Source organism: Pseudoalteromonas shioyasakiensis, from assembly GCF_024518675.1.
GTDB lineage: Bacteria > Pseudomonadota > Gammaproteobacteria > Enterobacterales > Alteromonadaceae > Pseudoalteromonas > Pseudoalteromonas shioyasakiensis_B.
Window position 1 is genome coordinate 69,757 of the sequence record NZ_JANIGL010000002.1, and the last position, 23,207, is coordinate 92,963.

At 37.1% G+C, this 23,207-nt stretch carries 14 protein-coding genes; 7 read left to right on the top strand and 7 right to left on the bottom strand.

The window, feature by feature from the left end; all coding sequences use genetic code 11:
- Nucleotides 1–65 precede the first annotated feature (65 nt).
- The 6 genes from NQT69_RS06030 to NQT69_RS06055 all read right to left on the bottom strand — a co-directional run bounded on the left by NQT69_RS06030 (nt 66) and on the right by NQT69_RS06055 (nt 11,390).
- On the bottom strand, nt 66–2,390 hold the full coding sequence (locus NQT69_RS06030) for a glycosyl hydrolase (protein WP_256826798.1): 2,325 nt from the start codon (nt 2,388–2,390) through the stop codon (nt 66–68).
- Nucleotides 2,391–2,577: 187 nt separating this feature from the next.
- Complete coding sequence (locus tag NQT69_RS06035; protein WP_256826799.1) at nt 2,578–4,419, bottom strand: hypothetical protein; 1,842 nt, start codon at nt 4,417–4,419, stop codon at nt 2,578–2,580.
- On the bottom strand, nt 4,416–7,112 hold the full coding sequence (locus NQT69_RS06040) for a hypothetical protein (RefSeq protein ID WP_256826800.1): 2,697 nt from the start codon (nt 7,110–7,112) through the stop codon (nt 4,416–4,418). The genes NQT69_RS06035 and NQT69_RS06040 overlap by 4 nt, the downstream gene beginning before the upstream one ends.
- Nucleotides 7,112–8,317 (bottom strand): AGE family epimerase/isomerase, encoded by a 1,206-nt coding sequence (locus tag NQT69_RS06045; RefSeq protein ID WP_256826801.1) that lies wholly within the window; start codon nt 8,315–8,317, stop codon nt 7,112–7,114. Before NQT69_RS06045 ends, NQT69_RS06040 begins: the two co-directional genes overlap by 1 nt.
- 17 nt (nt 8,318–8,334) lie before the next feature.
- The gene (locus NQT69_RS06050; protein WP_306173989.1) at nt 8,335–9,516 is read right to left on the bottom strand and encodes a glycoside hydrolase family 130 protein; all 1,182 of its coding nucleotides are present in this window, start codon (nt 9,514–9,516) and stop codon (nt 8,335–8,337) included.
- Nucleotides 9,517–9,545: 29 nt separating this feature from the next.
- On the bottom strand, nt 9,546–11,390 hold the full coding sequence (locus NQT69_RS06055) for a sodium:solute symporter family protein (protein ID WP_256826802.1): 1,845 nt from the start codon (nt 11,388–11,390) through the stop codon (nt 9,546–9,548).
- Nucleotides 11,391–11,601: 211 nt separating this feature from the next.
- Here NQT69_RS06055 and NQT69_RS06060 point away from each other — a divergent pair, with 211 nt between their 5' ends.
- The 5 genes from NQT69_RS06060 (at nt 11,602) to NQT69_RS06080 (ending at nt 17,528) form a co-directional block, all read left to right on the top strand.
- Nucleotides 11,602–12,594, top strand: coding sequence for a LacI family DNA-binding transcriptional regulator (locus tag NQT69_RS06060; RefSeq protein ID WP_256826803.1), 993 nt, complete (start codon nt 11,602–11,604; stop codon nt 12,592–12,594).
- Nucleotides 12,595–12,666: 72 nt separating this feature from the next.
- The gene (locus tag NQT69_RS06065) at nt 12,667–13,818 is read left to right on the top strand and encodes an AGE family epimerase/isomerase (RefSeq protein WP_256826804.1); all 1,152 of its coding nucleotides are present in this window, start codon (nt 12,667–12,669) and stop codon (nt 13,816–13,818) included.
- A complete protein-coding gene (locus tag NQT69_RS06070; protein ID WP_256826805.1) occupies nt 13,808–15,637 on the top strand; it encodes a sulfatase-like hydrolase/transferase in 1,830 nt (609 codons plus the stop codon). Before NQT69_RS06065 ends, NQT69_RS06070 begins: the two co-directional genes overlap by 11 nt.
- A gap of 11 nt (nt 15,638–15,648) precedes the next feature.
- The gene (locus NQT69_RS06075) at nt 15,649–17,004 is read left to right on the top strand and encodes a phosphomannomutase (RefSeq protein WP_256826806.1); all 1,356 of its coding nucleotides are present in this window, start codon (nt 15,649–15,651) and stop codon (nt 17,002–17,004) included.
- A gap of 8 nt (nt 17,005–17,012) precedes the next feature.
- Complete coding sequence (locus NQT69_RS06080) at nt 17,013–17,528, top strand: NUDIX hydrolase (protein WP_256826807.1); 516 nt, start codon at nt 17,013–17,015, stop codon at nt 17,526–17,528.
- A 109-nt stretch (nt 17,529–17,637) separates the two neighbouring features.
- Here the strand turns inward: NQT69_RS06080 and NQT69_RS06085 are convergent, their stop codons facing one another.
- On the bottom strand, nt 17,638–19,563 hold the full coding sequence (locus NQT69_RS06085) for a sulfatase-like hydrolase/transferase (protein ID WP_256826808.1): 1,926 nt from the start codon (nt 19,561–19,563) through the stop codon (nt 17,638–17,640).
- A gap of 190 nt (nt 19,564–19,753) precedes the next feature.
- On the opposite strand from NQT69_RS06085, the gene NQT69_RS06090 reads away from it, so the two are divergent.
- Entirely contained in the window at nt 19,754–20,926 is a 1,173-nt protein-coding gene (locus NQT69_RS06090) for a sugar efflux transporter (protein WP_256826809.1), read from the top strand.
- Nucleotides 20,927–22,332: 1,406 nt separating this feature from the next.
- Nucleotides 22,333–23,151: an AAA family ATPase gene (locus NQT69_RS06095; RefSeq protein WP_256826810.1), complete on the top strand. Its 819-nt coding sequence runs from the start codon at nt 22,333–22,335 to the stop codon at nt 23,149–23,151.
- Nucleotides 23,152–23,207: the final 56 nt, after the last annotated feature.

Below are 23,207 nucleotides of genomic sequence, written 5' to 3' on the forward strand. Positions count from 1 at the left end.
AACATATCCTGTAATAAGTGTGTGCTGTAATGGCTGCGAAAAACAGCCAAAAACAATTAAGAAAACTATTCAAAAATCACTGAATCGATAAAAAATTGGCTTGGGCTGTTTTGTTCACCTTGCGCTCCGATGAAGCGCACACCAAAACCACTCAATTCACTTAAATCGGATATATCTAAAGACAGTTGAACGCCTCCTTCTTCGATGTCAAAGGCACCACTATCACGCCAGTCATCATCTTGGTCTTTAGCGAATAGCTGTACTTGCACATTACTTCCAGCATTAATTGAATGGGCTGTAACTTTTAATGTGCTAACAGAACCTAATTGAAGACCGTTAGCAGGATAAGTTTGCAAAATTACATTATCATCGCCCTCGACTAACTGAACATCACCTCCGAGTGACTGCATACCATCAGCAAACCATGTCGTGCTTAGATTAATACCATCCACTGGTGACCAATTATTTTGGAACTCCCAAGTAGTAATATCAAAGTCATTACTGCTTGCTTCAAAGTTTTCATAAAGACCGGCTTCGACTTTTTCAACTACATTTGGTATATCAAGTAAGTTAATAACTCCATCATATTCATAGTTTGAATCGATGGTTGAATTGTCCGCACCTTGGGGCCCTATAACTGAACTACTATCCCAAGTTTCGCTATTCCAAGTAATAAAGAAAGACCACCAAGCATTCTGTTCATGCATAGTTTGAACATTTGGAATGGTACCTGTTTCAGTCAGTGCAACTAATTTTTTACCGTTATGCCTTTCCTTTAATGTTGAATATTGACTCTTGAATGTCACTTCATCATCATTCTTCGGCTCTGCATAACCATCATAGCCAACAATATCTACGTACTCATCACCTGGATACCAATCTGCACTCAGTGATTGTGTATGAGTGAATACCCAGATTAAATTATTCAGTTGGTGATGGTTAGTCATGCGCTCATACATGATTTTCCATAATTGTTTTAGTGCATCAGAGCCATGAGCCCCCCACCAAAACCACTCACCTTCGGCTTCGTGCAATGGGCGCCATAAAACAGGGATGTCAGCATTTGCAAGCTTAGTTAACTCTAGAGCTACGGTATCGATATCATTGATTAGCGCTTTATAGTCATCACTTTGTTCATCAGATAGAGCAGCTGTTAAATCAAATGAGGTACAATCACTGTAAAAACACCCTTGTTCAGTTTCGTTACCGCTTGGGGCGCGCCAATGAAATAATGCTGATACAATTATATTTTTATCTTTGTGGGCTTTTATGATTGAGTCGGTTAATCCAGCTATATCACTACCATTATAACTGGCAGAGTAATTCATGTAATCGAATGCTACGATTGCCGGTGCATCATCTGCTGTTGCATCCACAATTGCGTCAAAATTTGTTAAAGGAAATTCATTACCGACTTTCGCGGGAAACTCAGTTTGCCCTGATAAGGTAGATGAACCATAATTTTGAGTTAAGAATTCCATCAAATTTATAGCAGAGGTTGTTGCATCAGGGTTAACCAATGATGGTTCTACACTTAGCGGGCCTGCTGGTGCAGCAGCAGGAAGTAGTTGAATGCTATCAACGCGATAGTAACTCCAACCCCCACCAACTTCAATTGTATTTTCACCTTCACTCATATTAAAAACATCAACACGAATTTGCTCAAATTTACCTGTTTCAGATAAAGATAGCTCGGCTGCAACGCCATTGACCTTGACTTGGCCAACTTTCCCACCATAACCCGTGCCTATTGCATAATTTAGATATACTGTATAGTAACCAGCTTCTTCAAGGCTGATATTAAACACCACAGAGTCACCAGGGTTGATATCTGATGTATGCCCACTGCCAGAGTGGCCTGATATATACATATCATCAGTTTCATCCACTATAACTACAGTACCATTTAATGTTGCAACGTTGCTGTCCTCGGCCTCTAATGTTATCAATTTTTCGGGATCAAATACTGTAATAGTTACATCATCTGTTAATTGATTGCCATCTTGATCTTCAATGATATTCCCATTGCTATCAACTGCTGTAATCTCAAAAGTATATGCTTCAATTGCTTGTACTTGTGGAGCAGTAAAACTTAAAGTCGGCTTTTTAGGATCATCAATCTGAATTGGCGCACCTTCAGTTTGTTTCCAAAGTATACTTTCATCGGTTATAGTACCAACTAAACGACCCTCAATGACTACTTCAGTTCCAGGTGCGAACTCACCATCACTACCAGCTATTACACCTAATGGCCTTGATTCTGGTGTGTATTGTGCAGTTTCAGTATTTAGTGTTTCCCCTTCTACGCATCCAGTTAAACCACCCAGCATAATAGAAGCTATCAAAATAGCTAATTTCGAATGTTTGTGTGTGTATGTTGTCTTTTTCATCTTTTCCCCCACGCCGAAAACGAATGCCTACTATCTCAAAGGCAAATGAACCGGTTCATTTTATTGTTTATAAAAAACCGGTTCACATTCCAACTTCAAGAAATGAACCGGTGCATTAAAAGTTATAACAAATATTATCCAGTTGCAATCATTTATTAACAAATAATTATAAAAATAAGCCTATTATTTAATTATTTTCCGATATATATTCAATTTCTGTACGAACAATTTCTGAACTGTTTGCAAAAATGACTTTGATACGCCCAGTATCAAATGCTGATAAAGTATATTTTTTAGGTATTAAATAATCATAGTTTTTCTCTTTTGAACCAAAATCACTCACTTTTGCTTCAACAGAGCGGTAGCTTAAAGAGTTATCAGCATATTCAAAGCTCAGTGCATTTTCTCGAGAACGCTCATAAGTGAACACTTCTATCTTTTTAATTGGTGCAGAAACATCGTACTTTATCCAAGAGCCTTTCTTACCTGACAAGCGACTAAATGCTTCTTTATAAGACCTGTAATCACCAGTTTGCAGCTCAATACCTTTGGATTCATCCAATACAGCAAAGTTTCTCGCCTTATCCACTTGGGTTAAATACTTAATTTCGACGGGACCTACAATATTTGAAGGTTCAGAGTTTCCGGCCTGATTCAGTGCAACAACTCGGTAATAATAACTTTTGCCAATCTCAGCTGTTGTATCACTGTATAAATCAAAGCCAGGAGTATCTAAATCCTCTACATTATATGCAATTGTTCTCCATGCACCTTTTCCTGACGGACTTCTTTGTATATTATATCCTGAAGCGCCAGCTGAGCCCTGCCAGCTAAACTTTGGAGATTCCTTAAATGGTAGTAGCTTTGGCGCCTCAGGAACCACTATATTCGGAGTCTGTTTGCCCTGAATTTCAAATGCCTTCTCTCGGTAGAGCTTTAATAGATTTCTTTCATCGTATATGTGCCCATCATCAAAACCAGGCCAGTGATAAGCTCTGTATAGCCCATAACCAACAGGTTCAGAATGCTGGTAGAAGCCACCTTCAGGATGATGACGTCGAAGACTCCATAAAAAAGTCCCAGGTATAGCGGGCTCAGATATTACGTAGTCGAGTACCTTCTCAACACCTGTAGTACTTATAAAACCAAACTCACCCAAAAAAACAGGCTTTTTACCACCAATCATCTCAACTGTTTTTTTAATATTTTTGAGCATTTTATCAGGGCTACCTTCATAATGATGAGTATTCACCATGTCGATAGTTGGCTCATCAATTGAATATTGCTGCACCCATACATCTTCTTCTTCTAAGTGAATTGCATTAAAACCATCAATTAATAAGTGATTATCGTCAATACTCTTTATATACCTAGAAATTTCAATCGCCCACGATGCTGGGTTTTCTAACTCATTTCCAGTTTCCCAAGCCATGATGGTTGGATCATCTTTGTATTTTATTCCGGTAATCGTGTTGGTTCGGTTAAGCACATAATTAACTGTCGCTTTAAAGTCTTCAATAAGTTGTCGGTCTGTCCAAAACTCTTCAGACTTTTTCCCTCTAAAATCAGCATAGTTAGGACGTCCTCCCATCCAAGGCCAATTATTTAATAATGGTACAACAAGTCGTACTTTATATTCCCCTGCTAAAGCTATAGCCATATCCATAGCCTTAAATGCTTCTTCATTAAAAACACTAGGCGACTCAACAAACGTAATGGATTCGTCCGGAAAATTATTATTCCTAACAGGAATGGTGTACGAGCGAATAACTCTGCCCCCTAATTGATTCACTGTTTTAAATAAGTCATGTAATTCAAATTCTGAAGGTAGTGCATATGGATTTGCATTTTCAAATGCCATTTCATCTTCAACATAATTTAATGTAGGAACATTAAAAGATAAAAATCTGAACTCTTCATCGCCATCCATAAGCTTTGTGCCATCAACAGTGATAAAATTATCGAAACTTTTATCACTAGCAAATGCTGTAGAGCACATTAAAAAAATTAGTAAAAATATAGCTCTCATTGATTCACTCCTCGTAAATTCTCATTTACTTTTTTGATGATTTTTAAGGTACTAACATCGGTTGCAAATACACTATTCAAACCTTGGGGCTCTTGTGCGGGATCGCCTAGGTAGTCATCCCCTTCTTGCCAAATATAATTGTTCTTGGAATTAGCAACGCCATAGCCGGCATAAGCCCAAAAGTTAAACCCCGCAAGCTCACCATCATGATTACGACTATGAGTTATGTTTTTAAACATCGCCTTGTAAAACTTATCGCGGTAATCAGTGTGAGATTTAGGTGAATTACTTTCCTTATTACGCGGGAAGCCAAACTCAGACATAACGATTGGCTTTTTCATAGATTGGGCAATTTCAATATGTTGGCTCATATATTGGTTTGCTTCATCTATTGCTGTTTCTAATGACTCAGCTTCATTATTAACATCGTACCAAGACCAATTTTTTGGCCACATATGCATAGTTAAGTAATCTATATGCTTATTGGTATGGTTTTCTCTAAACAGCTCTAGACTACCCATACTCCCAGCAGCGCCCTCATTACCGGTACTTATTAACTGATTTGGTGCCAAAACATTGATAAGGTTGACCGATTCATTAACCCACTGCCTGAATGGTATTTTGGACTTTTCTGAAAATACACGAGGTTCATTAGCAAGCTGCCAACTCATTATGGTTGGATCATTTTTATAAAGCACACCTGTAATACTATTTGTGCGCTCAAGTAAAAATTTAACGTGTTTATAGTAGCTTGCCTTACATGGCTCACAGCTATAAAACTGTTCTGTGTAATCCATATATTCTTGCCAAGACACTCCCTCTTCAAATGGATTAGGCACATCTCCATACCCCATCCATTGTAAGTACTGTGACATCCCCCCAGACCAGATCCAATTATTATTTAGATATAAAACCGCTTCCATGTCTCGCTTTGACATTTCGGCAAGTAAATAATCTAACCCAATTAATAAATTCTCATTATATTCATTAGGTTTAATTTGTAATGCTGGTTTTACTGAGGAGTCTGTTATCCCGCCATCTGCTCCAGCTAGTATTCGTAAGTTTTTAATTCCATTACTAGCTAAATTATCGAGTTCCTTAATAAGCCTTTTCCTATCCCCATCGGGAGCGGCTAAAAGAGGGCCGTACCAATAGTTTGTACCTACATAGTAATAAGGCTTTCCATTTTTTATGAACTGGGAGCCTTCAACCTTGATAAAAGTATTTTTGTTATTTGAATTTGTATTCACAACATTACTTGGCGCGGATTTCCCCGCCTCGTTCTCAGCAATTACCCTATAGCTTATTTCACCTGAGTATCCAGCTGGCCAAGTATCTTGAAACAATGTATCTTTTTGAGGATTAAACTTATTTTTACCGTCAGTTACTTCACTAGCAACTCGTTCCCAGTCTGCACTGTTTGACAGTTTACGCTCTATTGAATAATGTTCACCAACTGGGGAACCTAGCCATGATAACTTTAGATCTTTGGTCACATTTCTTAATATAGGTGCTTGTGGAACAGGAAGAGTAGGAGCACTTTCTAGGCCATTCATTTTAGCCTGTGACTCTCTGACTAATTGAATCACTTTTTTCTCTTCATTAGCCTTGCCTGCATCAAAGCCTGGTAAATGGTAACTATAGTAACCACTATCGCCCTCTGCGTGCCAATAAAAGCCACCGTTATGTCTGCGCCCACGGAAACCCCAAATCATAGCGCCAGATGCTTTAACTCCATTGTAAGAATAATTTACAACCGTCTCCATGATATCTCGAAGCCCCTCTATGGGCTGTAAACCAAATTCACCTACAATATAAGGTTTTTTCCCTGCGATTTTTTTTAAGTCATTTTTAACTGTTTGAGGTTTATTATTACCATTTACCGTATAAAAATGATTACTAATGATGTCTATATTCGGATCCTCCAAAGAAGAATCTAAAATTGACAAATAGTTACCATCTATAACCAATTGATTAGTGGCTAAAGACTTAATATACGCTGCAGTCTGTGAAACAAAGTCTGTTGTACTTTTTACTAGTTCATTACCTGTTTCCCATGCCATGATACTTTTTTCTTCATAATAGTATCGACCTGTAATCGTATTTTTTCGGGTAATCACCTGTTTAATAATACTTTTGTAAGCGGCATATGTTTTTGAATTAGTATTATAAAAGTCATCTTCCGTTTCTGCATAAAATGCGGCTAACTGCTTACGTCCCCCCCACCACTCCCAGTGGTCAATGAATGGAATTATTAAGCGTAACCCTTCATTATCAGAATGTGCGATAAGTTGATCGAAGATTCGCATAGCTTTCTCATTAAGCCTTGGCATACCATCTTTTTCTTCGGGAGGTAATATATGTGTCTCCCTCGCACATTTTTCATCATCTTTTTGCGCAACTGAAAAGACGTATGTGCGAGTAACATTTAGACCTGATTTAACAAAAGATTGTACCCAATTTTTTTGTTCATCTGACGTTGGCCATTTAAAATATTGCCCCCAACTTCGACTATCATTCTTGCAAACCCCTAATGCATCATCCTCAATTCGATGTAACTCTGGAGCATTTAAACTTGCGAAACGAAAAGGCGTATTACCATCGTATAACTCACTACCTGTTCTTGTAATATAATTATCAAAAGCCAATGTAGGGGTAGCGATAATTGCCGTAAGAAGTGTCAATAAGCGCATTATTTATCTCCTTCATCTAATTCGGTGAACAATCGAGATAACTCCATCATCGCTCTACCATTATGATAAGGGGCTTTCCAAAAACCGACTTTATAGCGTTGCTGAACAAAATTGAGATCATTCTTAGATACCCAATGCCATTCTCCGCACTCTTTATCTAAATGATATTTATCTATGTAATCCCATATCCGGATACATGCATCATAATACTTTTGATCTTTTGTGAGTGTGTAAGCATTTAAAAAGCCTACTAGCGCTTCAGCCTGCACCCACCAATCACTATGTTCCAACCTTGTTTCAGTTGAAAAAACAAACTCATCGCAAACTTGCCCTTTATTACCGATAGCTTCAGATAGACATGAAGAGGCAAGCTTAATAACTATTGGGTAAATCTTTGCGTTAATTCTTTGATTATCCAACACTTCAATAGCTTCATTTAATAACCAGCTAGCCTCAATATCATGACCATAGGAAAATGCTTCTGATAAGTCATTCCACTCCATATCGAAAAATAATTTTTGATGCCCTCTGTCAGCATCAACAATATTGTCTGCGAAAGTATCAAGTACACCTGTTAAAGCTTGCTTGGTCACTGCATCTTTTTTTATTTGATAGAAAGCAGTATAGGCTTCAAGCACATGTAAGTGGGTATTCATCGATTTTGGCGAATTTAAATCTTTTTCACTTAGTCTAAAATCTTCGATTAAGTCCCAGTGTTGAGTCATGGCTTCAATATAACCACCGTGCTTTTTATCTAATGCATGAGTCTCAACAAGCTGAAAATATTGCTCAGCCTTACTTAAAGCTAATTTTGAGCCAGTTAACTCGAAATAAGCAGAAAACGCATAAATACAAAAACACTGTGCATATGTTTGTTTTTTAGGGTTGAGAACGTTACCTTGGTAATCAAGCTCCCAAACAGCTCCTCCGAATTCAGAGTCATCAAAAAAATTAATAATGTAATTGAAGGCTCGCTTTGCAGCGTCTATGTGAGTGTCTTTTTGAGTATTTAAAGCCAATTTACTGAAAAACCAAAGGATACGACTATTTAAAACGATCCCTTTGCTTGCCTGATGTACTTGATTGCCTTTGTCATCTATTTCACCAATAAAACCACCATTGGTTTTGTCTATAGAATTATCGATCCACCATGAAGCAATGTTTTCAAGCTCTTGTGAAATGCTAGAGTGATTAAATTTAGTCATATCCTTTAATCCTCACACTAAAGAGCTAAATTGCTATCAATTAACTTATTAATTGATTCAACTGATGTTGCTGATCGCAGCCAATCTTTTGGAGAGTTAAGGCAATGGTCGACTAGTTTATCAATTGTGCTGGTTGCAACATGCATACGAGTATCTGATGACGCATAATAGATAAATAAATCACCATTACTATCAGCAATCCAACCATTACTAAATACCACGTTAGATACATCCCCGACGCGCTCTTCACCTTCAGGTGCGATTAAGTGACCCGCAGGCTTGTGGGTAATAATCCAAGGCTTTTCTAGATCTGTTAAGAATGTGTACAACACATAGCGTAAACCTGCTGCTGTGTTGCGGACACCATGCGCTAAATGCAACCAGCCTTGAGGCGTCTTAATCGGCGCAGGACCTTGCCCGTTCTTCACTTCGGTTATTGTGTGGTAGACTTTTTCATCAATAATAACTTCTTCATGAATTATTGCTTTCTCCATTGAGTCACATAACCCAAAGCCAATACCTCCGCCTCCTCCAACACTTATAAAACCATCTTGAGGCCTTGTGTAAAGTCCATATCTACCATCAATAAACTCAGGATGCAGTACTACATTACGTTGTTGACCTGAAAATGTAACTAAGTCGGGCAGACGCTCCCAATTAACTAAATCTTTTGTTCTTGCAATACCACACTGTGCTTCTGCAGCACTAGTATCTTTAAGGTTCGACTTATCTTTTCTCTCAGTACAAAATAAACCATAAATATAACCATCTTCATGCTTTACTAAGCGCATATCATAGATGTTCGTATCTGGGATTTTTGTTTCAGGCATCGTAATTGGACGTTCCCAAAATTCGAAGTTATCAACTCCATTATCGCTTTGAGCAACTGCGAAATAAGACTTTCTATCAATGCCTTCTACCCGAACAACAATTGTATATTTACCATTAAACTTTATTGCTCCCGAATTAAGTGCAGCATTAACTCCTATCCGTTCCATTAAAAATGGATTTGTTTTGTGATTAAAGTCATAACGCCAATTTAATGGAGTATGCTCATTGGTCACTATAGGATTGCACCAGCGAGTATAAATACCATTACTTTTATGTACTTCTGAATTTTTTTTAGTAATTAATGCTTTGTGCTCTGACTGTAACTTTGTAAGCTTTGCTTCAAATTCTGTGATTGTTAATTTACTCATCATCATTCTCTTAATATTTATCGATTTACTTATTTATAAATTTTTTCGTTTGCTATTTGCGCATGCTCTGGGTAATCAACCAATTTATCCCACCAATTAAACTTGAGAATCAGTGAGGTAATAGCAGCAACAGTTAACGCAATAGTGAATGGAACCCAATGTTTGATAACCATAAAGATAGGAGCAGCAGTGAGTGATGTGTGCCAAATAATACCCAGTACCACATTTAATGCGTCACGCTTAAAGTCTTGGTTAGGTAAAACAGATGAATTATCTTTGTGAATTTCTTCTAAAACAGGTTTCCAAAAACCCCAAGGACGTGTTTTTAGGTAAAACGCTTTAAGAATTTCCATATCATCTGGCTTAGTCTTTAAGCTCACAACAACACATGCCAACAAACAAAAAGCAAACATAAATGGAAAGGCATATAATGGAGATACAGTCGTAAACATCATAGGAATTGCCGCAAGAATACCAACAGCCATACCTGCAAAATAACCCATTCCGTTAAAGCGCCACCAATACCACTTAAGAACATTAGACGCTGTATAACCACCATATAGAGCTGATACAAGCCACAATACAATGTCATTTAATGAAGGAACAAATAAGCCAATCGCTGTACCTAAAACAACAAACAGAATTGAGACAAAATAACTTAATTTCAGCGAGGTTGATTCAGATGCTTCAGGGTTTATGTAGCGACGATAAATATCATTCACTACATATGCGGGAGCAGCATTTGTCGTTGCAGCAAAAGTAGACATAAATGTTGCAAGTAAGCCTGCAATCATTAATCCAAGTAAACCGGCTGGCACATAGTTAGCTAATGCAAAAGGTAGTATTTTTTCAAAATCAACGGCTTCTCCCATGCCATTTAAATCATCCATATAAAATACTAATGCTAAGACTGTTAGACCAGCTATCATCATGTAACGTGGAAATAACAGAACAACATTAACAAGCCAGCTCATTTTAGCTGCATCTGTCGGAGTTTTCGCCGAAAGAACACGTTGCATGTCAAAATTAGGAGCAGGCCCAGCTAGGCTTTGTAAAATCCCTTTGAATAAGACTAACATGATAAAAACTGAAAACATCGACCAGCCATCATCGATTATTTTTTGGTTGGCGCTGTCTAAAATACCAGACCAATCAATATCTAAGTGCCATCCAAAGCCAATTTCAGCCCAGCCATCAGGCGTCACTTTTGCTAGCATTTCAGCTGAAACTTGATTCATCGCAATAACACCAATTGCAACGCATACAATCGTCATCAATATAAACTGCAAAACTTCAGTAAACACCACACTAGTCATTCCCCCTTTGACAACATAAGCAGTTGTAAAAGCGGTTAATATTAATCCATAAAGTACTTCGTTTGTATGAGGATCTACTGACAGCTGCCAAGGTAAAAATGCAACAGCAAATTTACCTATGCCGATAAAACTATAAGCTAGGAAGCCAAGAACACTTAGCAAAGCAAAACCAACAACGATTAAGTGACTTAACTTCGCACCTTGGTTATCACCAAATCTAAAGCGAATCCATTCAGCTCCAGTCATAACTCCAGACCGCCTAAGCCAAATTGAAAGAAAAACCATTAAAAATATTTGATTAAATGCAGGCCATAGCCAAGGAATAAAAATACTTTTAGCTCCGTAAATGAACAATAAATATACCATCCACATAGTTCCGCTAATATCAAACATACCTGAAGCATTTGAAAGCCCCAAATACTGCCATTTGAGACTATTTCCACCTAAGAAATAGCCTTGCGTGCTTTTTTTTGCTCGGCTTGAAATCCAAAGACCTAGCAGGACAATCCCTACTAAATAACTAAGAATAATTACCAAGTCTAATGTTGTCATGATCATTTATATACAACCTAACTTTGCGAATTTTTACCACGTGATTGTGGATAATTTATTTTTTTGTGTTAATCTAACAATGAACCAAATGAACCGGTTCATATTTTACAAGATAACGTTAAACAATAAAGATTGCCAGTGATATCTTAAAATTTCTGTGAATATTACTCTAACTGTTTTATTATCAGTTGATTAATATTTTATTTGGGGAAAACCTATGGCTACAATTAGAGATGTTTCAAGAGAATCTGGGCTTAGCACCGGTACTATTTCTAAGGCTTTGAGTACGCCAGATAAGGTCTCACCAAAAAATTTAGCACGTGTTAATGCTGCAATAAAAAAGCTTAACTATAAGCCGAATATGTTATCTCAAAAATTCAGGAAGAAAACTTCAAATACAATTGTCGTATTAGTCCCAGATATTGCAAATTTATTTTTTGCTAAAGTGATTTCGGGAATTGAAACTGTAGCACAAAAAGAAGGATTTAGTGTTTTACTAGGCGATACAAAAGATACTATTGAAAGGGAAAAAGAGTTTGTATCCATGGTAGAAACAAAACTAGCGGACGGTATCATCAACTTACGGCCTTATAAGGCTGGTGATGCACTTTTACCGAAAGAAGGTATTGTTTCAGTTAACGCTAGTAGTTGCGAAAACACACCTGGGCCATCAGTACGAATAGACAATGTTCAAGCAGCAGAAAAAGTAGTAGATTACCTAATCAACCTAGGTCATAAACGAATTGGTGTGATCAGTGGCCTGATTGATAACCCACATACTATAGATCGATTGAGTGGTTACAAACAAGCACTTGAAAAAGCGGGCATTGTATTTGACCCTAACCTTGTAATAGAAGGGGATTTTAACTACTGGTCAGGTCTTAATGCTGCAGAAAGCTTTACGCGTATGGAAAATGTCCCTACGGCCATATTTTCTATGAATGATCAAATGGCAATCGCTGCAATAAAAGGGTTTAGCAATAATGGGTTCAAGGTACCAGATGATATATCAGTTACAGGATTCGATGATATGAATGTATCTCGTTATTGTACTCCAACACTAACGACTGTAGCACAGCCTGCTGAAAAAATAGGTGAGAAATCAGCTGAACTACTTTTCGAACTACTCTCAAATACTACACCTAAAATTACTGAACATATATTACCTTATGAATTTGTAATTCGTGAAAGTACTAGACCTCCAAAGTAAAAAAAAATTACAAAAAAATGAACCGGTTCACAGTGAGTTTAATTATTTATAAAACAATTAAGGTATAAAATAATGACTAATAATTTATATGAATATGTGGACTGGTTAAAACAAGTAGCTATTCCTTATTGGAGTACTTCTTGTATAGATGACAAAGGTGCTAGCTTTGAAAAAATCCTCAGCGATGGACGACCTGATTATGAATCAAACCGACGCGTAAGAGTTCAAACAAGGCAAATGTTTGTTTTTTCGGCCGCACAAAAAATGGGGTGGATAACAAATGGATTTCCGTTAGTTGCGAAATTAGATCAATACATCATAAAACATGCAATAAATCCGAATACTAACCAACATGTGCATTTGCTTAACCACGAACACCAAATTATTAATGCACATCAAGACTTGTATGACGTCGCATTTTTACTTTTAGCGTACGGTTGGCGATACCATGTATTTAATGATTTAAATGCTTTAAATTCTGCAAACGAACTACTTAACCAAATTGATAATCAACTGAAAGAGCATCCAGGTGGTTGGCGAGAAGGTGACTATCAAAGTGAATACCGTAGACAGAACCCTCACATGCACCTATTTGAAGCATTTTTAACCTTATATAAATTCACAAATAATGCAAAATGGTTGGCAAAAGCGGGGGAAATATTTTGTTTATTTGAGACTTGCTTTGTCGATCATAAACAAGGTGTGTTATTTGAATATTTTAGTAACGATTGGAAAAGGTTGACTGGTGAAAAAGGAAATATTATCGAGCCTGGTCACATGATGGAGTGGGTTTGGCTACTTCGCCAATATCAAAAGTATACCCAAGCACCTGTTGATAAAATTTGCGATACATTTTATCACAATGCACTCAAGTTTGGCTTAGATCCACGCAATGAACTTCTCCTTGATGAGATTAACATAGAAACAAACACCTCTTCCGGCACTAAACGTTGCTGGCCAATGACCGAGTGGCTTAAAGCAAGTTTAGCACAAGCCGAATACACTCGATGCACTGATTATAACTACCTTAAAGATGCTGATTTTGCAGCTAAAGGTTTATTAACGCACTTCATTCGCTCCAAAGAACAAGGGGGTTACATAGACCAACTCGATATAGATAACCATATAATTAACCATAGTGCTCCAGCAAGTACACTCTACCATTTAGTAATGGCAGGCGTTGAAATTGCTCCCTTAATTAAGGAATTTACCAATGCGTCTTAGTTTATTATTCATTTTTTTGTTCAGTTTTCCACTATGGGCAAACCAACCCCCGAATATTCTTTTGATTACAGCTGATGACTTGGGGTTTGATGACTTATCATTACATGGCCATCCACAATTGAGAACACCAAATATAGATGCTTTAGCAAAGCAATCTGTCCAGTTTTCTGATTTCTCAGTCACTCCAGTTTGCTCTACAACTCGTGCTGCATTATTGACAGGAAGAGATTTTTACAAAACAGGGGTTTCAGGTGTTCATGGTGGTCGTGATTACATGAATAAATCTGAAACTCTTATCTCTAATATTTTGAGCGATAATGGCTATACTACAGGTCTTTGGGGAAAGTGGCACTTAGGAAAAACAGAAGGCTACATGCCTACAGATAGAGGCTTTGATGAAGCTTATTACGCTGAACTTTATCAACATGAGAACAGTTTTGGTTTCCTAAATGGCAAGCCAGTAAAACATAACAATTGGGTTTCAAAAGTTATTACTGACTATACTATTAACTTTATTAAAAAGAACAAAAGCCAGCCTTTCTTCGCATACACTAGTTATTTAGCACCACATGAACCATGGCTTGCTCCAGAACGTTACACTAAAAGATTCTTAGAGCAAGGAATGCGACCTGCAGTTGCTAACTTATATGGCATGATTGAAGAAATGGACTTTCATATTGGCAGACTTTTACAAAACTTAGAAACGCAAGGCTTAGCTGAAAATACTGTCGTTATTTTTATGAGTGATAATGGACCTTGGTGGGATTCGACTAACTTAGGTGCTATGACAAAAAGTGAATGGGAAGAACGTAACCCAACGAAAATGAATGGCAACAAAGGTCAAAGTTGGCAGAATGGCATAAGGTCACCATTATTTATTCGTTGGCCTGAGCAATTCAAAGCTAATATTGTTAATCGTTATGTCGACGTGAAAGATATTTTCCCTACTCTTTTGTCATTAACCGATACTGAATTACCAAAAGCAAACAAGCCTATAGATGGGCAGTCTTTTGTCGATTATTTATATGGTAATACCGAAGGATCAAACAATCGCGAAACATACATTGCATCACACAGCGTTAAATCTAATAAAGAGCATTTTAATCAATGGACGCCTATCGACGATGAAGCTCGATCACAAATGACTTATCACTCTCAAGTAATAGGTCTAAGAAATGAGCAATATAAGCTTATTTTAAACCCAGCCAATGACCGCGACGGCTACCCGCAACCAGAAAAAAGGTACATTCTTATTGATATGCTCGCTGATCCATTGGAGCGTCATAATGTCATTTCAAAACATCCTATTATTGCTAACAAAATGAAGATGAAGCTAAAAGAAAAATTTCACCAACTACTTAAATCTGAAACAAGCTATGCCCCACCTATATTCATTATCGGGGGGAGAGATAACATTTCTGTTGTGAACGGTTTTGGTGCAGCTTCTACCAGCGGAAATACTATCAGTAAAGCGCACCACATGACTAATATGAAAATAGAAGGTGATAATGCTAGCTATCTGATAGATGTAAAAAGAGCTGATAATTACGATATATATTTTAAACAAGATAACACCGATTCTGCAGGTATATTAATAAATTTTAGTATTGGTGATAACTCTATAACTTATCAGTTAGAAGAGTTGAGCTTACAGAAAATCGGCAGTGTTAGTTTAAAAACTGGCATCCAGAAAATTCTATTTAATGTTCTTAAAAATAATAGTTATAAGCCTTGGGCTGAAATATCAGGATTTCGACGACTTATCTTTGTTCCTAAAGGTTACAAAATCTCAAACAATGAATTACAGATGCCACAATAATGGAGAACACTATGTATTCACTCGACTGTTTTAAAGCTTACGATATACGCGGCATAGTGCCAGAGCAATTAAATCCATTACTTGCTTATAAAATTGGGCAAGCTTATGCACAGATACTTATTGGAAATAAAGTGGTAATTGGTCATGATATACGTTTATCTGGCCCTGATATTTGTGAAGCCCTGGCTCAAGGTTTGATGGATAGCGGTAAAGATGTAATTCATATAGGCCAATGTGGTACGGAAGAGATTTATTTTGCGGTCCCACACTTTAATGCAGCCGGAGGAGTTTGTGTTACTGCTAGCCATAACCCTGCAAACTATAACGGCATGAAAATTGTTGGAAAAGAGTCAGTTCCTGTAAGCGAAAAAACGGGGTTAGCTCAAATAAAAGCTATAATTGAAGACAATAACTTCCCTGCTCCCGTTAAAGAAAAAGGTAGCTTATCATTTCAAAACCCAAGAAGTGCATATACGCAAAAATTACTCGAGTTTATTGATATTGATAAGCTGAAACCACTAAAAATAGTTGTCAATCCGGGCAATGGTGGAGCTGGGGAAGTGGTAAATGCACTTGAAAAACACTTACCTTTTGAGTTTATCAAAGTAAATTTTGAGCCTGATGGTCACTTTCCAAATGGCGTACCAAACCCCCTATTAATTGAAAATAGAGCTGCTACCCAGAGTGCTATTAAACAGCATAAAGCTGATTTAGGGGTTGCTTGGGATGGTGATTTTGACCGTTGCTTTTTCTTTGACGAAAAAGGTGATTTTATTGAAGGTTATTACTTAGTAGGACTCTTTGCAAAAATGATGCTGGATAAAGAACCTGAGGGTAAAGTTATTTTTGATCCTCGCCTTTATTGGAATACAGAATCCATCATTAATGATACGAATGCACTAGGGATAAAAAGTAAAACGGGACATGCCTTTATAAAGGAACGCATGCGCGAAGAACATGCTTTATATGGCGGTGAAATGAGTGCACATCATTATTTTAGAGACTTTTACTATTGTGATAATGGGACAATTCCTTGGTTATTAATATGTCAATTTTTGAGTAGTATAGACACCCCGCTATCTTCTCTAGTAGAGCATTACCAACAACAATACCCATGCAGTGGCGAAATTAACTTAACTGTTGGTAACGCAACGACTGTACTAGAGGCTCTTTATACAGAATACGCTCATGATGCTATTGAAACCGAGCATATTGATGGCCTAGGAGTTACCTTTGATACATGGCGTTTTAACGTTCGGTGCTCTAATACAGAGCCGCTACTTAGGGTAAACGTAGAAACAAGAGGTGATATTAATTTACTTAATCAAAAAACCTCTGAAATAGTGAATTTCATTAAGAGTATATAGGCCCTGTTATGTTTAAATTTTGCCCTAATTGTAAAAGCATTAATATTGAATTTATAAACCAGCACTACTGGCAATGCAAAGATTGTGATTTTCTTTATTATCATAATACCGCCTCTGCAGTTGCAGGAATAATTAAATTTAAAGATCAGATACTATTTACGACTAGGGCAAAGCACCCATGTAAAGGAATGTTAGACTTACCAGGGGGGTTCGTTGATCACAACGAAAGTCTTGAAAAAGCTTTGAGTCGAGAAATACAAGAAGAGCTAGGTTTAGAGATAGACAGTGCTCTTTGGCAATATCTTGTATCATACCCAAACACTTATAAGTATAACGATATCACTTACCATACTTTAGACAGTGTTTTTTATTATGAATTAAAAAGTAACCCTTACTTCAAACTACAAAAAAGCGAAATATCAGAAGCTAAATGGATAGAAATAAGCAAAATAGATTTTGACATGATTGGCTTTGAATCATTAGCAAAAGCATTAAAAATCTACCTTAATCAACTTGATAATTAGCTCATAAAATGAAGCTTAATATTCCTCTTATTACACAAGGCTTACAACGAATTTCAATAAATATGGCCTATTAAAAGCTACTTTTATAGGCCAACTCCTACTTCGCGTTCTAGTGCTTTATTAACTGTATCGCTATAACTTGATCGAGCTTATTAATTTTGCTCCCGAGGCTTACGTCTGTAAGCTCTAACTTTAGTGTTGAACAAGTGGCATCTAGCTTTATATCCCCAAGAATAAAATTATGTATTTCTGCTTTAAAGGTTTCCGGTTTATCAAAGTCGCTCCAGTAAGCACTTTCATTTTGGATCAACGTTCCAAACTCATTGATAGTGTCACTTACTTTAAGGCTCGATGATATAACGTTCTCGCCGCAGCTAAGAGTAAATGCTCTTGATGTGGGATCTTGCATGCTTGTAATTAATCTAGCTTGATAAGTACCACTAGAATTAACATTCACATTATATTTAGCCCATGCGCCTTCGTTAGTCCAATTAGCTAGAAAGTGATTTGTATTCATTAAGTCACCGCTAATATCCGAAGGCGATGATGCATAAATTTGACTAAATTTTCTATTTTTATAACCAATTTGAAATGTAGGCATTTTCAGAGAGTTAGGTTCATCTAATACTTTTTTATACCATTTAGTTAGATATTCTTGCATTTCCTTAGCTATATCTTTATGTTCAGCGAATACATTTGTTGTTTCTAGTGGGTCTTTAGCTAGGTTATAAAGCACAACCTTCTCTTGATTACCTTCATTTTGTACTAATTTGAAATCACCATGCCTAACCGCAAGTCTCTGCTCAGTAGCATCAGATATATCTATTCGATAATCAGAAGACAGTGGATAGTAGAACCCTGTAGGATCTAATTCGTGATAATCCACCTTTTGGGTAGAAGGTGAAGCGTAAGCACTCACAATGTAGCGTTCATCCAACTCGCCACCATTTAAAACGTTGACTAATGATGAACCATCTAATTTTTCACTCTCAAATTCAATCCCTGCCCAAGTAAGAATTGTAGGGTATAAGTCTTCAATTTGGCTAAGTTGCTCTGTGTTTTTAGCTACATACTTTTCTGGCCACCGGATAAATAGCGGCGAATGAATACCATTTTCCCAGTTATCCCCTTTCATACCTTTTTTATTATTAGGGTTTCTCAAGGCCCATTCATCTTCGGATAAACCAAACCGGTAACTCTTTATCCAAGGGCCATTATCACTTATAAAAACAACTATAGTATTTTCACTTAGGTTAGCTTTTTCGAGTGACGCTAGTAATCGTCCTATATTTTGATCTAGGTTATCTATCATTGCATATAAAGATGCCATTGCTTTTGACAAACCTTTTTCTCTATATTTTTCAATAATATTCTCTGGGGCTCTCCAAGGGTTATGCGGTGCCATATAAGGCACATAAGCAAAAAACGGCTTATCCTTATTGTCTTCAATAAAATCAATTGCAAAATCGGTAATCACTTGAGTAGCCGAACCTTTAGTTTTAACTTCATACCCATTTAATAAACCAACATTATCAAAGTAATTATATAAACTTGCGTAATAGGCTTGATCAAAACCACGATCCCAAGGGAAGTAGCCATTGGTTTTTCCACTATGCCACTTACCCCACATCCCCGTAGCGTAGCCATTTTTTTGTAATTTTTCTGGAAGGAGGGTTTCTGATAAGTTTATATAATCACGCCCTCCATGGACACCAGACACACCCGTTTTCAAAAAGTTTCTTCCTGTCAGCAAAGATGCACGGCTTGGCGCGCACAATGAAGAAACATAAAAATTATCAAACCTAATAGATTGTTGTGCCAATTCATCTAATTTTGGGGTTTGGAGTAATTTATTACCATGAACTCCTAAATCATCATAACCAAAGTCATCGACCTGTATTAGTAGTATGTTTGGCTTCGCATCTAAATCTTCTTTAATGGAGCTAACTTCTATATTCTTTTTATCAAGATGCGCACAACCACTGATAAATGTAGCCTGTATCAAAAAAATGATAAGCAATTTATTATTAAGCATATTAAATTCTCCTACTTTAATTATCTATATTCAATCGCATTTAAATGTTCTTAAATTGCAGATTTTTAATAGGCCCATAATCATCAAGATAAAACACTGTGAACCGGTTCATTTAAATTGTACAATCTTTATATTCTAATCTCCACTATGTTTTTAGCGTTTACTAAAAACGGATAAAACGGTATAAGAAATGAAGAATCAAAAAATTTTAACTTTCCCCATCTTTTTTATTTACTTTAATTCAAGTTTACAGGCATTTCTTTTCGCGCTAACACTACCTACATTGAGCTACTTCATAGCAGAAAAATTCTCAGCTGATGCATTTTATATTGGTCTTTTTTTTATTTTGATATCACTATCGAGTATCTTGTTTTCTCAGCTTATGGGACATTTTTCAGACAGGTTAAATGATCGACGCCCTTTGATTCTTTTAGGAATACTATGTGGTTCAACAAGCTGTTATTTATTCTCAATATCATCTAGCTATGAAATAGCATTAATTTCAGGGGTATCGTTTTTTAGCTTATCTTTTGCAAGTATACCTCAAACATTTGCACATGCTCGTGACTATGCTGAACACAAATTCAACCGAAAAAACCTTATTATGTTCAATACTATTTTGCGTGCTTGCTCAGCTTTTTCATGGGTTGGCGGCCCTGCAATTGGCTTTCTCTTAATAGATTATTTTAATTTTAAGCAGTATTATTTAATTGTTGCTTTAATGTATCTAGCTTGTGCTACCTCTACCCTTTTGACTCTACCAAAAGTACAAAAATTAGCTAAAAAAAATCATAAATCAGACAACTCTCGAAATAAACAAATTACAATTGCTTTTATTGGTTTTTCACTTATTTTTGGATGCAACCAATCGTATTTAATTTCTTTACCATTATACATAACTCAAGTACTGAACCTTGATGTTAGTTGGTCTGGTTGGCTTATGGGAACTGCAGCGGCTATAGAGATTCCTATCATGATCTTCGCTGGGTGGTTAGGCACACGCTTTTCTCTGCCTTCGTTAATATGTATAGGGTCTGTAGCCTCTATAACTTTATATTTTGGCTTTTGGCATGCTACTGAATTGTGGGTTTTGTTTCCACTTCAAATCTGCAACGCATTAATGATTGGATTTGTCGCAGGGCTAGGTATGACCTGGTTTCAAGATCTTATGCCAGATAGAGCGGGAGCAGCTTCAGCTCTATTTTGGAATACAACTAATGTGGGAAATATTTTAGGGGCTATAACTATCACTTTCTTTGCTCAACTATTAGGGTACAGAAACGTATATTTAGTTAACACCGGAATGGCTTTAATCGCTGCGTTACTACTTATTTATATCGCACGAGTAAGTAGAAATAGTTAGGTATTAATGTTATACAATCAGTAAATAATAATTTATTAAATTTTTTAAGAAGTACCTTGCGCTTATAAGTTAGTATCGTTACTTATCCTCCAAGTTTAGGTGCTTCTTCCGTTATTATGACGGGGGAGTATTCTTAATTTAGAAGTTTTTGTTCTATAACCAATTTTTTCATTCCCTCTGGTTTAGCTGAGCAAACAGTATATTCAATTATTGCGATTTTTCATTATTAGCAGGACCTTTATCACTGTAAAATCAACGTTTTCATAAAGCAACAGCAACCTATAAATAGTTGTCTATCCTTGCCATTGACAATTAAATAAATCGAAATAACAGAAACGGCAGCATTTTCCGAATGCTATGTATGCCATTCGCGCGTGATACCTCATATAAATAAATCCCTGTAATCAATTTTGTACAGCAAAACAACAGACACACAAACCAAAAATGATCGGTTGTTATTGAGTATTGCCTAACGAGAAACCCCACAGCAAAAATAGATATTGAGCTGTACATGATTTCCACGCGTACTTTCCACAACTTTGCAAAATAAAACCCCATCAGAAGTTTTGTCCTTAATTTGTAATCACCGTAGTGAATATTCATTAGTCTATTTGACATTAATGATTCAAGGTAAGAAATCAAGTTTATTTTATTACACTCTTTTAACGCTAAAGTTGAATTCTGCTCGTCTGAAAGAACCTTAAAAACGCATTTTTCGGCACGAAAAACTGCCATAAAAAGCGTCTCAGAATGAGACCAATAGCTCGCGTAATGCATTGTAGGCGCAGCCGTAAATGTATGGAGCAGCGCGAATGTACCGCAGCTGCGTACCAACCGCCATGATGTTTCGCTTCAGCGAAATTCGGTGTGAATTTGGCACAAATTGACATCGAACCCTTATTTTCGCTAGAAAATTACAGCGCTGAAAAATGCAAACTATGGGGCACCCATTGCATTGTCAGACGCGGCATCATGGCGGTTGGTACGCAGCGTAGCTCGTGCATTCGCGCTGGGTCTAAAACGCTAGCGCGATAGCGCGTTGAGTCAGCTCGTTGCAGAGCAACACCAGAGCTGACGGGCGTTTTAGACCCAATGGTTAAGCTGCGCAGCGGCGAGGCCATCCGCTGAAAGCGGCTTGTTTATGCTCATCATTGCACTTTTCATGATGAGGGTTTGTTCAAACAATCTTCTTATCTTTGTTGGCATTTATTAGCAGCATTAGCTTATTCATATAAAAACAGAGGTCGCCCTTTTTTAGGGCGACCTCTGTTTTTATATGAATACTGGATACGAACTGTGCGCATTTTTATTAGAAATAAAAAATATATAAAAAAATAGACTAATAATCGCGGCTCTTCGCCACCGCTGTTTTTAGTTACTAATTCAAATAATAAAAGGAGTTAGTAATGAACGACACACTATTAGACAACCAGTCACAACACACCTCACCGCCTTACAGTGTTTCATTATCAGAAAGCGTTTTTGATATTCTGTACGCAGACATTGAGCCGCCAAAAGTAATTATCCCCAATATGTTAATCGAGGGCGAGGCAACGATGCTAGCTGCCCACGCTGGCGGGGCCAAAACATTCATTTCGCAATATATTGCAGCATGTGTTTCTACGGGCTCTGGATGTTTCGGTGCCCCCCCTTCTAGCCCGCTGAATGTTTTATATATCGATGGAGAACTATCGGCATATCAGATTCAACAACGGTTTAGAGCTATTTTTTCAGATTTAGGATACGCCACCCCTACTCACACATTACAAATCATGCATAAACAGCATCTGCAACAAGTCGGTGCACTACCAGACCTAGCAACTGCCAATGGGTTTTCATCGATTGCGACTGATATTAACAATGCTGACGTGGTCATTATCGATAACCTCTCAGCGTTGTGCCCATCTGCCGATGAGATGACCCAAAATGCATGGAATATTTATAATCACACAATCGATACAATGCGACATGCAGGAAAAGCTGTGCTGATATTGCATCATACCGATAAAAATGGGATTTCATACCGAGGCCATTCTGAAATTGCCCGTGCAGTAGATAATGTCATTATTGCCAAAAAAGATACGACACTGAGTACCCACAATAAAACTGTTATCGATTTAAAAAAAACAAAAAGCCGTAATGCTCCGAGTCGCGAGACTTTTATGTCAATCACCTTTGGAGATTTGCGATATGACGGCGGGTTTTCTATGCAATATCGTCTCTAATGCGGATAGTTTGTCTCGTATGGTGGTAGTTAGTAATACATCACCATATTTCTACA

Bases quoted from the DNA above. Each gene is read 5' to 3' on its own strand.
- NQT69_RS06070 (WP_256826805.1), top strand. From the start codon at position 13,808: ATGCGTCTTAGTTTATTATTCATTTTTTTGTTCAGTTTTCCACTATGG.
- NQT69_RS06075 (WP_256826806.1), top strand. From the start codon at position 15,649: ATGTATTCACTCGACTGTTTTAAAGCTTACGATATACGCGGCATAGTG.
- NQT69_RS06080 (WP_256826807.1), top strand. From the start codon at position 17,013: ATGTTTAAATTTTGCCCTAATTGTAAAAGCATTAATATTGAATTTATA.
- NQT69_RS06065 (WP_256826804.1), top strand. From the start codon at position 12,667: ATGACTAATAATTTATATGAATATGTGGACTGGTTAAAACAAGTAGCT.
- NQT69_RS06055 (WP_256826802.1), bottom strand. From the start codon at position 11,390: ATGATCATGACAACATTAGACTTGGTAATTATTCTTAGTTATTTAGTA.
- NQT69_RS06085 (WP_256826808.1), bottom strand. From the start codon at position 19,563: ATGCTTAATAATAAATTGCTTATCATTTTTTTGATACAGGCTACATTT.
- NQT69_RS06030 (WP_256826798.1), bottom strand. From the start codon at position 2,390: ATGAAAAAGACAACATACACACACAAACATTCGAAATTAGCTATTTTG.
- NQT69_RS06035 (WP_256826799.1), bottom strand. From the start codon at position 4,419: ATGAGAGCTATATTTTTACTAATTTTTTTAATGTGCTCTACAGCATTT.
- NQT69_RS06045 (WP_256826801.1), bottom strand. From the start codon at position 8,317: ATGACTAAATTTAATCACTCTAGCATTTCACAAGAGCTTGAAAACATT.
- NQT69_RS06095 (WP_256826810.1), top strand. From the start codon at position 22,333: ATGAACGACACACTATTAGACAACCAGTCACAACACACCTCACCGCCT.
- NQT69_RS06090 (WP_256826809.1), top strand. From the start codon at position 19,754: ATGAAGAATCAAAAAATTTTAACTTTCCCCATCTTTTTTATTTACTTT.
- NQT69_RS06060 (WP_256826803.1), top strand. From the start codon at position 11,602: ATGGCTACAATTAGAGATGTTTCAAGAGAATCTGGGCTTAGCACCGGT.
- NQT69_RS06050 (WP_306173989.1), bottom strand. From the start codon at position 9,516: ATGAGTAAATTAACAATCACAGAATTTGAAGCAAAGCTTACAAAGTTA.
- NQT69_RS06040 (WP_256826800.1), bottom strand. From the start codon at position 7,112: ATGCGCTTATTGACACTTCTTACGGCAATTATCGCTACCCCTACATTG.